A 14422-nucleotide genomic window follows, 5' to 3' on the forward strand; every position below is an offset into this window, starting at 1 on the left:
AAGGAGGGGTCCGATGAAAAAGTTTGCATGCTTTTCAGCCCTCTTTCTCCTGCTTTTGCTCCATTCCCAAGCCCACCCTCAGACCTTGACCTGGACGGCCGGTGGAGTCGGTGGAGGGTGGTATGCCATCGCGGGAGGGATCGCCAACCTCGTCAACGAGAAATCCGGGGGGATCACGATCAAGGTCATCCCGGGAGGCGGGACGGTCAATCCAAGGCTGGTCGACAAAGGAGATTGCGAATTGGGATGGGGTCTACCCTTTCTCAACGTGGCCGCTTGGAACGGTGAGGACCCCTATGACAAAAAGCACACCAACCTCCGGGCCCTCGCAGGCGGAATGAGCCTCAACTTCTTCCACTTCTATGTGGCCGCGGAGTCTCCCATCAAGACCATGGACGATGTCTTCAAACAGAAGAAGGCCCTCCGCATGGCCATCTCGCCTGCCGGGACCTCGGACGAATGGGTCTTCCGAAAGGTCCTAGCCGCCTATAAAACCGATTACAAGGAGCTCGAGGCCGCGGGCTTCAAATTCTTTAGAGGATCCTATGCGGAACAGGCGAGCCAGTTCAAAGATAAGAACGTGGACTCGGTCTTCACCTTCCTCGCCACGCCGGCAGCGGCTGTGACCGAGGCCTCCATCGGCCGTTCCTTGAGATTGATCCCCTTCGCGCCGGAGGTCTTGGAGAGCCTGAAACAATACGGCATCGAATCAGGCAAGATCCCGGCCGGCACCTATCCCAAGGCCGCCAATGCGAACGAGGAGATCCTGACTGCGGTCGCAGGAAGCGTCATCCTGATCAACAAGAACGTTCCGGATGAGGTCGCCTATCGGATGACCAAGGTCATTCACGAAAATCTCGACCAGTTCAGAAAGATCCACGGCTCCCTGGTCCCCTACCAGATTAAGGACGGGGTCACCGGCCTGGGGGCGATCCCCCTCCATCCGGGAGCCGAAAAGTACTTCCGAGAAAAGGGCGTTCTAAAATAGCAGAGGGATACGGCAGGGCGGCCTGGCTCGATCCGTCATGAGGAGATTAACCGGATGGCTGAAAACGGTCGTTCTGGTCTACGGGGTGAGCGCCTCCCTGCTCCACCTCTACACTTCGGGGTTCGGCACCTTTGAGCCCAGGATCCAGAGGGGCCTTCATCTCCTCTTCCTCCTGCCGCTCATCTTCCTCCTCTTTCCCGCGACCCCCAAATCACCCAAGCACAGGCCCAGCCTTTGGGACGGCCTGGCCGCATTGCTCTGCCTGGCGGGTCCGGCCTATATCGTCAAGCATACCGAACGCCTCAACTTCAGAATGGTGGGCGTCGATGAGGTGCTGCCCATCGAAATGATCCTGGGCACCGCCCTGGTCTTGCTGGTGGTGGAGGCCGCTCGCCGCGCCCTCTCCCGGTGGATGGCCCTGACCATTCTGATCGCCCTCTTCTACTTGGCCACCGCGCCCTACTGGCCGGGGCTCCTGAGGTTCAAAGGCTACTCTTTCCCGCGAATGGTGGAGGTCCTCTTTCTGGCCGTCGACGAAGGGATCTTCGGTTTTCTGACGGGAATCTCCTCCAATATCCTCTTTATCTACATCCTCTTCGCCGGGTTCATGATCAGCGCCGGCGTCGGAAACTTCCTCATCGACTTTGCCGTATGGGCTGCGGGCTGGGCGAGAGGGGGGCCTGCCAAGATCGCGGTCATCTCCAGCAGCCTCTATGGAACCGTCAGCGGAAGCACGGTCGCCAATGTCTATGCGACCGGAAGTTTCACGATCCCACTGATGAAAAAGGCAGGGTTTCTGCCCAAGCAGGCCGCGGCCATCGAGGCCATTTCGAGCACGGGCGGTCAGCTCATGCCGCCCATCATGGGCGCAGGGGCCTTCATCATGTCTGAAATTACGGGGGTCCCCTATTTCAAGATCATCCAGGCCGCGGCCCTCCCGGCCCTCCTGTATTACTTGGGGCTCTTCTTCGTCGTCCATTTCCTCTCGGGCAAACACGGGATGGAAAGCATCCCCAAGGCCGAACGGCCAAGCATTCTTCCGATGCTTCGCCACGCCTACTTCTTCCTCCCCTTTCTGTTGGTGGTCATCCTCCTGGCCTACGGGTATTCTCCGAGCAAAGCCGCCTTCTACGTCATCTGGGTCATCATCGCCCTCAGTTTTTTCGACAAGAAGACCTGGCTCACCCCGCGTAAACTCATCGACACCCTCTTTCAGGCCGCGGTCAACGCGGCCATCATCGCCACCGCCCTCGCTGGGTCTGGGATGGTGGTGGGCATCCTGACGCGCACCGGGGCCGCCCTGGCCTTCGGCAGCGTTCTCCTCAGCGCCTCTTTCAATCATCTCCTCCTCGCCATGATCCTCATCTTTCTCGTCGTCAGTGTCCTCGGCACAGGCATCCCGACCACCCCCGCCTACATCATCGCGGTCACCGTGGGAGCCTCGACCCTCGGAAAATTCGAGGTCGCCCTCTTGGCCGCCCATCTCTTCGTCTTCTATTATGCCGTGCTTTCGGATCTGACGCCTCCGGATGCCATCACGGCCTTTGCCGCGGCCAATGTGGCAGGCTCGGAGATGATGGCCACGGGGATCGAGGCCTTCAAATTGGGAATCGCCGGCTTTCTGATCCCCTTCGCCTTCGTCTTTCAGCCCGCCCTTCTCCTCCAGGGGACGGTCCCCGAAATCCTTCTGGCCACCGGGTTAACTGGCCTGGGCGTGATCAGCCTCTCCGCCTTCCTGGTGGGATACATCTGGTCTCCCCTCAACTGGCCTCACCGCCTGCTTTTCGCCACGGCCGCCGTCTTCCTGGTCTTTCCGACCCTCGGCTCCGAGCTCATCGGGGTTGGATTGGCAGGAGGAGGCTTTATCTGGGCGAGGCTCCGGAAAAAATCGGACCTCAAGGGCCCTCGGAGCAGGTAAAAGGGGGAATCAGATTTAGAGGGTTTTCTTCTTCAATCGCCTCTTTCGCAAAATCTCGATGAGAAAGCTCAGCTCTTCGTTCTTCAGGAGGTAGGCCAAGAGGAGGTAGATTCCTACCCCCCCAACCATCGCCCCGGACAAGAGGATCGCCTTTTGCACCGTCTCGCCACTGGCGTTCCACCCCCTCAGGGAACAGATCAGGTAGGCCACCCATCCCATCGGAAGGCTGCAGAGGAGGTTACGAAGGAGGTGCTTTAAGCTCTTCCCGATGTCGATGCCGGGCAACCTCTGCCTCAGCCTTAGGGCCAAGAGGAACAGGTTCAACATCGAGGAGAGGCTCGTGGCAAGCGCGAGGCCTGCATGGCCAAGGGGAGTCAGGAAGAGGAAGAGGGAGTTGAGAAGGGCGTTGGCGACGAGACAGAGGATGGCAATCTTCAGGGGGGACCACGCATCCTTGAGGGCATAGAAGGCCGGGACGATCGTCCTCACCCCTGCGATGGCCCAGAGGCCGATGGCATAGCAGAGGAGGGCCTTGGCGGTCATCTGGGTCGCAAGGTTGTCGAACAGCCCCCTCTGGAAAAGGAGGTTGACGATGGGGGTCTTTAAGGCGATCAGCCCCACCATCGCGGGAATGCTGACGAAGGCCGTCAGGTGAAAGGTGAACCATAGGGAATGCTTAAACTCATCCCATCGGCCTTGGGAGAGAAGCCCGGAGAGGCTTGGCAGGGAGGCCATTCCGATGGCGATGGCGAAGAGGCCCAAGGGGAATTCCAACAGCCGGTCCGCGAAGAAGAGATAGGAGACGCTTCCCCCGGGAAGAAAGGAAGCGAAGATCGTATCGACAAAGACATTGAGTTGATAGACCGCGGTGCCGATCACCCCCGGGACCATCATTCGGCCGATGCGCTGGATCGCGGGGTGTCTGAAATTGAAATTCCAATGGAAGCCGATCCCTTTCTTCCACAAGAAGGGGATCTGGAAAAGGAATTGGATCACGCCACCGGCGAGCACGCCGAAGGCCAAGGTCATCACGGGTTGTCGGAAAAAGGAGAAGAAGAGGAGGACGCAGAGGATGATCGAGATGTTGAGAAAGATGGGCGCCAGGGCGGGAGCCAAAAAATGGCGATGAGCGTTCAGGAGGCCCATGCAGAGGGCGAAAAGACCCATGAAGAAGAGATAGGGGAAGACGATCCGGGTGAGGGTGACCGTCAGCTCAAATTTTTCTGGCACCTCAATGAATCCCGGTGCGATCGCCCGGATCAAGAGGGGCGAGAAGAGAATGCCGAGGATGGTGATCATCAGCAAACCAAGCCCCAAGAGCGTGAAGGCGATATGGGCCACCTCTTTCGCCTCCCGTTCCGGCCGCTGATGGAGATATTCGGTATAGATGGGAATGAAGGAGACGGTGAGCGAGCCCTCGCCCACCAACCGTCTCCAGAGATTGGGAATCCGAAAGGCAACGAAGAAGGCATCGGCCGCCATGCCTGCCCCGAAAAAGTGGGCGATCACCACATCCCTTAAAAAACCGAGGATCCGACTGAGAAGGGTCCCCATCCCGATAATGGAGGCCGCCTTGGTGATCCTTCCGTGCTCGCTCATGAGGGTATCCTTGGCTCGGGATTTTTCCCGGGTGCGCGCGAATTCCATCCGCGGGGATGGGCTTGACACAACCTATCCTAAAATGTTAGAAAAATCAACGTGTTTTCAATCCGAGCTCAATTAGGAGGAAGAAAGGAGAGGCAGGCTTGGCAACGCATTCTTCAGCCATCAAGAGGGCAAAACAGAATGAGAAGCGGAGGGCCCGAAACGTCCATTTCAAATCGATGGTGAAAAGCGCCATCAAAAAAGTTCGGGAGGCCATCGAAACCAAGAACGTTGAAGAGGCCCAAAAGGCCCTGGCCAAGGCCATCCCTTTGATCCAAAAAGGAACGACCCACGGCGTCTTCCACAAAAACACCTCTGCGAGGAAAATCTCGAGGCTCACGAGGGCTGTCAATCAACTCAAACAACTCAACCCTGCTTCCTAATTTCCTTGGGAGGTGTGGGAGGGGACTCCCCAAACGTCTTCTCCGGACGAGAAAGACAGAGATCGATGACCAGCTTCTCGAGGAGGAGAGATTTCTCACCCTTGCCCCCCTTGATGGCCAGATCGGCCTGATGGCAACGGAGGAGCGCCTCGCGAAGGGAGGCGATCGAGAATCTCCTGCCCTGTTCCAATAGCTTCCGGACCGCCCAAGGTTTGAGGTTGAGGGCCTCTGCGATCGCCTCCGGGCCCTTTTGGTCCATCTCCATCGCCTTGGCCCGGAAAAGGCTCCAGAAGTGCCTAGCCATCCAATCGAGGAGAAGGGGCGCGGGGTCGTCCATCCTCTTCAGGGCAGGCTCCTCTCGGCGAAAGGGGATGGCTTTCATCTCGATCGCCCTGTCGAGAATCGAGAGGGCCCTTGTGATATTCTGCTCGCCGATCGCCTCGGTCAGATCGTAGATCGTGCTGACCCTCACCTCGGCTTTCATCTCCTCTACATCGGCTAATTCCACCTCCCTCTTCTCTCCGACGCTCAAAAAGAGCCGCTCCAGCGCGTTGTCGAGGTCCTGGAGGTGGTCGCCCACGACCTCGATCAGAAATCTCGCCCCCTCTTCGGAAAGGGATTTCCCCTTTTCTCCCATCCTTTTTCTGACCCAGGAGATCAATCCAATCCCCTTCAACCTCGGAAATTCTATCACCTTCCCGTGCCTCTCCAGCTGCTTGAGATAGGGCTTCCACCGCCCGAGGGCTTGACCGCTCATCACGAGTCGGGTGGACGGGGAGGGGTCCTCGATATAGGGGAGGAGGCTCTCGATATCCTCCTGGCCGAGCTCGTCTGCCCTCCGAACTAAAATAAACCGGTGGGAGGAAAACATCGGCAGCGTCCGTGCCGCAAGAAGGATCTCCCGGGCGTGGTCTTCCTCTCCGTTGAAATAATGGAGATTGAATCCCCTCTGCTTCGGCTGAAGGGTTCGCTCGAGCAACCTCCGGCTCTCCTCTTCGATCAGGAAGGTCTCCGGGCCATATAAGAAATAAACGGGATAGAGGTCTGTTTGGGCCGGTGCCTTTTTTGAAGTCATGGGCGATCCATCTCCACGGCGGTGGAGGGGAGATTCGAACCTCGACCATCGGCGGTCTTCGCCTTCTGGCTTCCCTCGTAAAGCTCGTATTCAAGAAGCCGGCATTCGATATTGGAATTATAAAAGAGGACCTTTCGTTTCGGCCTGAGCCCCACCCGCTTGGCCAACTCGAGATTGCCCGTGAAGATATAGCCCCGGTATCCCTGACACCTTTTTTTAAAGAAGTCGCCCAGGCCCTTGTAGATCTCCTTCAAGGTCTCCTTCTCTCCCATCCGTTCGCCATATTCTGGGTTGACCACCACCACACCCTCTCCCTGAGGGATCGGGGTCGCCTCGTACGGGCATATCCCGAATTCGATCCAACGATCCACCCCCGCGGTCTGGGCATTCTTTTGGGCCCCTTGAACGGCCTCCGCACTGATGTCCGTGGCGATGATCTTTCCTTCCATCCAGTCCCTGGCCGTGGCCCTGGCCTTTCGCCGGATCTCCCTCCAAGAAGATTCTTCGAACCCTTTCAGATGCATGAACCCATAGTTGCTCCTCAACAATCCCGGTGGCCGGCCCAGGCCGATGAGGGCCGCTTCGATGGCGAGCGTCCCGCTTCCGCACATGGGATTGACGAAATGGCTCTCCCCTCTCCACCCCGTGGCCAAGACGACCCCTGCGGCCAGGGTCTCTTGCATGGGGGCCTTGAGGGGGATCTTCCGATAGCCCCTTTTCGAAAGGGGTTCGCCCGAGGTGTCGATATAGAGCGAGGCGGCATCGGCCTTCCAGAAGAGGTGGACGACGGTCCGGTTCCTCTCGGATCCCGAATCGGGCCTCTTTCCTCGAACCTCTCGGATCCGATCCACGATCGCATCTTTACATTTCACGTTGGCGAAGCGGGTATCCCGGATGGTGGGGTGGTCCACCGTGGAGGTGACGCAGAGATAGCCCGTTTCGGGGACCACCTCCTCCCATCCCATCTTGGACACCTTCTGGTACAGCTCCTCAGGATCTTTTGCGGTGAACCGTTCCAAGAAGAAGAGGACGCGGTGGCCTGTCCGGATGAAGAGGTTCAACCGCATGGCATCTTCCATCGTGCCCTCGGTTTCGACGCTTGCGGTGCCTTCGGCCAGGATCGGAAATTCGAGCAACCGGAGCTCCTCCTTCAAAAAGGGGACGATGCCTTTGGCACAGGTGATGACGATTCGGCTCTTCTTCTCCCAGGGACGCATAGCCTTCCTCGAGCGACGGCGTGGGAAAGTTTTCGATTTTTGCATTCTACCCGCCAAACGGCTAAAATTCAATAGGGACGGTCGACCCAACATGGAACGATGGCAAAAACTCTATGAAGAGAGCCTCACCTCCCTTGAGGAGCTCGCCCAGGACCATCCCATCGATATCGAATCGCTCCGCCCGGTCATTCAGCGTTATCCTTTTCGAACCACCCGCTCGTTTTTGAACCTGATCCGGGAAAAAGGCGATCCGATTTGGCGGCAGATCATCCCCGATACACGGGAGCTTGAGGACGAGGGGCTCTCTCCCGACCCCCTGAACGAGGGCCACCTCACCCTTTCCCCTGGCCTGATCCACCGTTATCCTGACCGTGTGCTCCTTCTGGTCTCCTCCACCTGCCCGACCCTCTGCCGATTCTGCACGAGGAAGAACCGGATGGGAACGACCGGGACCTGTCGAAAGGCCTTAGGACCGATGCTCGAATACCTTGGGGGGAGGCCCGCCATACGGGAGGTCATCCTTTCGGGAGGGGATCCCCTGCTTCTGACGGACGATGAATTGGAAGAGATCCTCTCCCGCCTCCGGAAAATCCCCCATCTTCAGGTCATCCGGATCCACTCCCGCGCACCTGTCACCCTCCCGGAACGAATCACTTCAAGGCTCTGCAGGATGTTGAAATCCTTCCATCCACTCTATCTCAACACCCAATTCAACCACCCGATAGAAATCACGCCGAGCTCAGCCGATGCCTGCAGGCGGCTCGCCGATGCCGGAATCCCGCTCGGCAATCAGACCGTTCTCCTCAGGGGGGTCAACGACGACCCAGAGGTGATGAAACAATTGATGCGAAACCTTCTGACGATCCGGGTCCGGCCATACTACCTTCATCAAATGGACCTGGTGAAGGGAACCGGCCATTTCCGAACCTCCCTCCGGAAGGGGCTGGAGATCATGGCCCATCTGAGAGGCAATATTTCTGGAATGGCGACTCCCACCTATGTCATCGACCTTCCCGGCGGGAAGGGCAAGGTCCCTCTCCAGCCAGACCCCATCAGGAGAGAGGGCCATCGGTGCTTCTTGAAAAGCTACCTCGGTGAGCCTGTCGAGTACCCGGAGGTTGAGGAATAAAAAGAAGCGGAAGGAGAAGATTCAAAGGTCTTCGGGGGTGAAGGCGACCACCTCGTCGATCGTCGTTGCGTCTAAAAGAACCATGACCAGCCGATCCACCCCCAGGGCGATCCCAGCAGAAGGAGGCATGGCTTCGAGCTCCTCCAAGAACTTCTCGGGCATCGGGTAAACCTCCTTTCCCGCAAGGAGGCGGGCCTCTCTTTCGGACTGAAAGACCCTTCGTTGCTCTTCCGGATCGTTCAATTCGGTAAAGGCGTTGGCGATCTCCAGACCTCCGAGGTAGAGTTCGAATCGTTCGGCGACGGAAGGGTCTTCGGGCTTGAGACGGGAGAGGGAGCGCCTTTCTGAGGGATAGTCGTAGAGAAAGGTCGGTTTTCCGATCCCGAGCCGCGGCTCGATCCTTTCGACCATCACCTCGTCGAAACGGCCCTGTCGGAGCGCCTCTTCTACGGTCATCTCCCCATAAAGGCGAAAGGCCTCTTTGACCGTGACCCTCTCCCAAGGGGAGGCGAGATCGATCCTTCGGCCTCGAAACGTCAGGAGATTTCCCAGCTCGAGGCCAGCGGCCAGGGACCGAAGGAAGGTCTCACACTCCTCCATCAGATCCTTATAACCAGCACCCACCCGATACCATTCGAGGAGGGTGAATTCGGGGTGGTGGAGCCGCCCCCTCTCTCCTCTCCTCCAGCATCGGCAGATCTGGAAGATTTTCTCGTAGCCTGCGGCGAGCATTCGCTTCATGCAGAGCTCTGGGGAAGGGTGAAGGAACCAATCTTCGGAAGGGATGGGATCGATATGGGATTCAGGGGCGACGGTGGGAAGGCGGTAGGGGGTCTCGACCTCGAGATACCCCCGATCTTGGAAAAATCTCCGGGTCTCTTGAAGGATTCTGGCCCGTCGCTGCAGAACGCCCTTTCGGCTCGCCAGAGCCCAGTGGATCCTCTGAACCACCCTACTCTTTCACCCGGGTCGAATACTCACCGGTCCGGGTGTCCACGGTGATCAACTCTCCCTCCTGCACGAAGGGAGGGATGCGGATTTCGTATCCGGTCTCGAGCGTGGCGGGCTTATAATCCGTTTTGGACGTATCGCCCTTGACCCACATTTCAGTCTTGATCACCCGGAGGTTGACGAAATTGGGAAGCTCCACGCCGATGGCCTTCTCCCTGAATAAGAGGACTTTCACGTTCAGATTCTCGACCAGAAAATGCCTCGCCTCTCCCAGGGCCTCTTCGTTGATGACGATTTGCTCGAAGGTTTCGTTGTCCATGAAGTAGTACTGGTTCCCCTCTCGGTAGAGATACTGCATCGGTCTCTCTTCCAGCGAGGCGGGTTCGAAGGTGTCCCCTTCGCGATAGGTCCGATCGATCGTCAGGCCGGTGATCATGTTCTTCAACTTGGTTCGGTAAAGGGCCTGACCCTTCCCAGGCTTTGAGAACTCAAAGGCCGTCACCACATAGGGTTCGTTATCGATCGTAATCTTCAACCCCTTTCTCAAATCGGATGCGGAATACATAAAACGCTCCCCTTCTACCTTTTTTCCTTCAATGGAGGCTGGCCTGGGAGAATCCGACCGTCCTTTTCAAAGGCCGACCCTCGCCTATGGGGAAGACCCGCAGAGGGTCAAAAATGGGAAAAGAAACGGTGGCGGACCCGTCCGGCCATCCACCTGGCCAGCGACTGAATCGCGGCGGCTTTGTTCGACTCGGTCAGAAGCACATTGGCCGAGGCCCGATAAAACCGGCTGTCGGAGAGATCCTTCTCCACCCAGAGGACCTCCCCATTCTTCATCCTCAACGTCAGATCGAGGACGACGGTCACTTGATATTCCTGGGCCACCCCGGAGCGATCGTAGGAGGACGAAGAGATTTGAAAGGCCTTGATGACCCCCTCCAGGATGGAATCCGCCTCTTCTCGGGCCGTCACCCTCATCCTCCGATCCTGGATAAATTCTCTCAGGAAGCCCTGGGTGAAGGGAACCTCGATCCCCGGCTCGAAGGTCTTATTCGCAAAGAGGGGGATGGCCAGAGAACGGATCTCCGGTGGGAGATGAGTCTCTTTGCCCACCAGGTGATAGCCGCAGCCCATCAAGAGCCACATCGCAACCAACGGAATGAAGGGTTTTGGCCAAGATCTCATGGGTCCTTGGGACGGATTCCGAAGAGGCTCGCCTCAGGGGTTAGCAGACAATATTGACCAATTTTTTGGGGACGAGGATCACCCGCCGGATCTCCCTCCCTTCGACCAGCTTCCGAATCCTTTCGCTCCTCAGGGCCCATTGCTTGACCTCCTCTTCTCCAAAGGAGGCGGGCACGGTGATGCGATCTCTCAACTTTCCATTGACCTGGACGACGATCAACACCTCGTCCTCTTTGACCGCTTCGGGATCGTAATCCGGCCAGGGTTGAAGAATCACCGACGCCTCGTTTCCGAGCTCCCTCCAGAGCTCCTCACAGAGGTGCGGGACGAAGGGCGACAGAAGCAGGACCGTCGTCTCGAGGGCCTCTCGCATCAAGCTTTTCGAGAGGTCGTCCTCCTGTCCCTTCACCTCCGAGCTATAGATTTCGTTGATCATTTCCATGATGGCGCTGAGGGCGGTGTTGAAATGGAACCTCTCGATATCCTCCGTCACCTTTTTGATCGTCTTGTGGACCTTCTGCCGGAAGATCTTTCTCTCACCCTCCAGGGGGATCCCGAAAGGAGGAGGGGAGACCTCCTTGAGCCTGGGCAGTTGATCGAAAAAGAGTCTCCAAACCCGGTTTAGGAACCGATAAGCTCCCTCCACCCCCTGATCGCTCCAGTCCAGATCTTTTTCCGGAGGAGCCGCGAAGAGGCAGAAGATCCTCGCCGTATCGGCCCCATATTTTTCCACGAGGTATTCTGGATCGACGACGTTCTTCTTCGACTTCGACATCTTCTCCAGTCTTCCGGCCGGAATCGACACACCACACTTTCGACACCTGAACTCCCCTTCCCCCCTCTCCACTTCCTCCGGGAAGAGATACCCATCCCTCGGGCATTCGAAGACCTCTTTGCAGACCATGCCTTGGGTGAGGAGATGGGTGAAGGGCTCTTCGACCCCGAGATACCCCATCTCCTTCAACACCCGGGTGAAGAACCGGGAATAGAGGAGATGGAGAATGGCATGTTCGATCCCGCCGATATATTGATCGACCGGCATCCAGTAATCGACCCTCTGCCGATCCAAGGGCCCTTCGTGATAATCCGGAGAGGCGAATCGGTCGAAATACCACGACGACTCGACAAAGGTGTCCATCGTATCGGTCTCTCGACGGGCAGGACCCCCACACTTGGGGCAAAGGGTCTCGACAAATGCTTTCACCTTCGAAAGGGGGGATTCTCCCATGCCCGTCACTTCCACATCGGCGGGAAGGACCACCGGGAGGTCTTTCTCGGGGACGGGGACCGTTCCACAGGCCTCGCAATAGATGATGGGGATGGGGGCTCCCCAGTAGCGTTGTCTCGAAATCCCCCAATCCCTCAACCGGTAGCTGACCTTTGGCCCGCCCAATCCCTTCTGTTCAAGGTAGGCCGCGATCGCCTCCCTTGCCTTCTGGCTCTCCATGCCATCGAACGGTCCTGAGTTGACCAAAACGCCTTCCCCTTCGTAGGCCTCGGTCATCGTCTCTGGATCGAGGACCCGGTCCTTGGGTTGGATCACCACGATGAGGGGAAGTCGATATTTTTTGGCGAATTCAAAGTCCCTTTGATCATGCGTCGGGACCGCCATCACGGCCCCTGTCCCGTATTCCATGAGGACGAAGTTGGCCACGAAGATGGGCATTCTCGCCCCGGTCATCGGATTGAGGCAATAGGCCCCGGTGAAGACCCCCTCCTTCTCCGTGGTCGGGGCAGTTCGTTTCTTCCAGTCTTGCCGCTTCATCTTCTCGATGAACTCCCTTACGGCCTTCTCTTGGGTCGTTCCGCTGGAAAGGGTGAGGGCGAAGGGATGTTCCGGGGCGAGGCTCATGAAGGTTGCGCCGAAGACCGTATCCTGTCGGGTGGTAAAAACCTTGATCGATTCCCTTGAATTTTCGATGGGGAAGTGGATCTCCGCCCCGACCGACTTTCCGATCCAGTTCTTCTGCATGGTCAGGACCCGCTCGGGCCATCCGGGGAGCTTATCGCACCATTCCAAGAGCTCCTCCGCATAATCGGTAATTTTAAAGAACCACTGCTCCAGTTCCTTCTGCGTGACCCCGGGATCGTCGGCATGTCCCCGCCAGCAGGTGCCGTCTCCCATCACCTGTTCGTTGGCCAGGACGGTCTTGCAGATCTCGCACCAGTTGACGGTGGAGCGTTTCTTGTAGGCCAACCCCTTCTCGAACATCTTCAAGAAAAAGAGCTGTTCCCATCGATAGTAAGAGGGGTCGCAGGTGGCAAACTCCCGGTCCCAATCGTAACTGAAACCCATCCGTTTCAGCTGCTGCTTCATATAGGCGATATTCTCGTACGTCCATTTGGCCGGGTGGACCCCATGCTCGATGGCCGCGTTCTCGGCGGGCATCCCGAAGGCATCCCATCCCATGGGATGGAGGACGTTAAACCCTTTCATTCTCTTGTAGCGGGCCACCACATCGCCGATGGAATAATTTCGGACATGGCCCATGTGGATCTTACCCGAGGGGTAGGGAAACATCTCGAGAAGATAATATTTGGGCCTCTTCGGGTCCTCGGTCACTTTGAACAGCTTCTCCGCTTCCCAGATCCTCTGCCATTTCTCTTCGATAGCTTTGGGGTTATATTTTGGATACATGTCTTTCCTCACCGAACGGATCTCACCCTCGCATCATTTTCCGAATCCGAAGCCTCAGGGCATTGAGTTTGATAAATCCCTCCGCATCCTTCTGGTTGTAGACGGTATCCTTTTCAAAGGTCGCGAAGGCCCCGTGGTAGAGCGACCTCTCCGATTTCCGGCCGAGGACCGTGCAGTTCCCCTTGTAAAGTTTCAACCGCACCGTTCCAGTCACGTCCTTCTGGGTCTCGTCGATGACCCTTTTCAACACCTCCATCTCTGGCGAAAACCAGTATCCATAATAGATGAGCTCTGAGATCTTCGGGATCAGGCTGTCCCGGAAGTGCATCACCTCCCGGTCCATCGTGATCGATTCGATCGCCCGATGGGCCACGTGAAGGATCGTCCCCCCAGGCGTTTCATAGACCCCTCTCGACTTCATCCCGACATACCGGTTCTCGACCATATCGACCCGGCCGATCCCATTTTGGCCTCCCAGTTCATTGAGCCTGGCCAGGAGGGCCGCCGGGGAAAGCGGCTCTCCATCGACCCGAACCGGAACGCCGTCCTCGAAATCGATCTCGACGATCGTGGGCCGATCCGGTGCCTTTTCGGGCGAAACCGAGAGGAGAAACATCTCCTCCGGCGGCGGGGCCCAGGGGTCCTCGAGAATCCCTCCCTCGAAACTGATATGCAGAAGGTTTCGATCAGTGGAGTAGGGCTTCTCCTTGGTCACGGGAACGGGGATGCCGTTCTCCTTGGCGTAGGCGATCAACTCCTCTCTCGAGGCGAAGCGCCATTCCCTCCATGGGGAAATGACTCGGATATAGGGGTTGAGGGAATAGTAGGTCAACTCGAATCGAACCTGGTCATTCCCCTTTCCGGTGGCGCCATGGGCCACCGCGTCCGCCCCCTCGAGTTGGGCGATCTCGACCTGCCGCTTGGCGATGAGGGGCCTTGCGATCGAGGTCCCCATCAGATAGGTCCCCTCGTAGATGGCATTGGCCTTCAAGGCCGTGAAGACGAAATCCCTCACGAACTCCTCTCGAAGGTCTTCGATATAGACCTTGCTTGCACCGGTGGCGATGGCCTTCTCCTCAAGGTAATCCAGCTCTTCGGCCTGTCCGATATCGGCTGTGAAGGTGATGACTTCACAGCCATACTCTTGTTTGAGCCACTTGAGGATGATCGAGGTGTCGAGCCCTCCCGAATAGGCCAACACCACCTTCCTGACCTCACCTTTCATCGTCCTCCTCCTCTGGTCTGATTATGATTTTTTAAGAACCTTTGCGGGCGGCGTTCCTGTCTCCGA

The 14422-nt window shown here is 57.6% G+C and carries 12 protein-coding genes; 4 read left to right on the plus strand and 8 right to left on the minus strand.

The features are described 5' to 3' along the window. Positions 1-13: 13 nt before the first annotated feature. Positions 14-988 carry a TAXI family TRAP transporter solute-binding subunit gene (locus tag N3G78_13765; GenBank protein MCX8118981.1) on the plus strand — a complete coding sequence of 325 codons (975 nt, stop codon included), beginning with the start codon at positions 14-16 and terminating at the stop codon, positions 986-988. 37 nt (positions 989-1025) lie between these two features. Then, positions 1026-2906 (plus strand): TRAP transporter fused permease subunit, encoded by a 1881-nt coding sequence (locus tag N3G78_13770; GenBank protein MCX8118982.1) that lies wholly within the window; start codon positions 1026-1028, stop codon positions 2904-2906. Positions 2907-2921: 15 nt separating this feature from the next. On the opposite strand, the gene murJ is transcribed toward N3G78_13770, so the two are convergent. Beyond that, complete coding sequence (gene murJ / locus N3G78_13775) at positions 2922-4553, minus strand: murein biosynthesis integral membrane protein MurJ (protein ID MCX8118983.1); 1632 nt, start codon at positions 4551-4553, stop codon at positions 2922-2924. 98 nt (positions 4554-4651) lie between these two features. On the opposite strand from murJ, the gene rpsT reads away from it, so the two are divergent. Next, positions 4652-4933 (plus strand): 30S ribosomal protein S20, encoded by a 282-nt coding sequence (rpsT, locus tag N3G78_13780; protein MCX8118984.1) that lies wholly within the window; start codon positions 4652-4654, stop codon positions 4931-4933. Here rpsT and holA read toward each other — a convergent pair. Continuing rightward, positions 4917-6008 carry a DNA polymerase III subunit delta gene (gene holA, locus N3G78_13785; GenBank protein ID MCX8118985.1) on the minus strand — a complete coding sequence of 364 codons (1092 nt, stop codon included), beginning with the start codon at positions 6006-6008 and terminating at the stop codon, positions 4917-4919. The two genes, rpsT and holA, sit on opposite strands and share 17 nt — an antisense overlap. Further along, positions 6005-7225 carry a class I SAM-dependent RNA methyltransferase gene (locus N3G78_13790; protein ID MCX8118986.1) on the minus strand — a complete coding sequence of 407 codons (1221 nt, stop codon included), beginning with the start codon at positions 7223-7225 and terminating at the stop codon, positions 6005-6007. Before N3G78_13790 ends, holA begins: the two co-directional genes overlap by 4 nt. Before the next feature lie 91 nt (positions 7226-7316). Here N3G78_13790 and N3G78_13795 point away from each other — a divergent pair, with 91 nt between their 5' ends. Continuing rightward, positions 7317-8354 carry a KamA family radical SAM protein gene (locus tag N3G78_13795; protein MCX8118987.1) on the plus strand — a complete coding sequence of 346 codons (1038 nt, stop codon included), beginning with the start codon at positions 7317-7319 and terminating at the stop codon, positions 8352-8354. Between the two features lie 21 nt (positions 8355-8375). Here N3G78_13795 and epmA read toward each other — a convergent pair whose 3' ends face one another. The 5 genes from epmA to N3G78_13820 all read right to left on the minus strand — a co-directional run bounded on the left by epmA (position 8376) and on the right by N3G78_13820 (position 14356). Further along, on the minus strand, positions 8376-9305 hold the full coding sequence (epmA, locus tag N3G78_13800; protein MCX8118988.1) for an EF-P lysine aminoacylase EpmA: 930 nt from the start codon (positions 9303-9305) through the stop codon (positions 8376-8378). A 1-nt stretch (position 9306) separates the two neighbouring features. Then, positions 9307-9870 carry an elongation factor P gene (gene efp, locus N3G78_13805; GenBank protein MCX8118989.1) on the minus strand — a complete coding sequence of 188 codons (564 nt, stop codon included), beginning with the start codon at positions 9868-9870 and terminating at the stop codon, positions 9307-9309. 107 nt (positions 9871-9977) lie between these two features. Continuing rightward, the gene (lptE, locus tag N3G78_13810) at positions 9978-10454 is read right to left on the minus strand and encodes an LPS assembly lipoprotein LptE (protein ID MCX8118990.1); all 477 of its coding nucleotides are present in this window, start codon (positions 10452-10454) and stop codon (positions 9978-9980) included. Between the two features lie 79 nt (positions 10455-10533). Continuing rightward, positions 10534-13131 (minus strand): leucine--tRNA ligase, encoded by a 2598-nt coding sequence (gene leuS / locus N3G78_13815; GenBank protein ID MCX8118991.1) that lies wholly within the window; start codon positions 13129-13131, stop codon positions 10534-10536. 22 nt (positions 13132-13153) lie between these two features. Further along, positions 13154-14356 (minus strand): argininosuccinate synthase, encoded by a 1203-nt coding sequence (locus N3G78_13820; protein MCX8118992.1) that lies wholly within the window; start codon positions 14354-14356, stop codon positions 13154-13156. Between the last annotated feature and the right edge of the window lie 66 nt (positions 14357-14422).

Source organism: Thermodesulfobacteriota bacterium, assembly GCA_026415035.1.
Classification (GTDB): Bacteria; Desulfobacterota; BSN033; order BSN033; family UBA1163; genus RBG-16-49-23.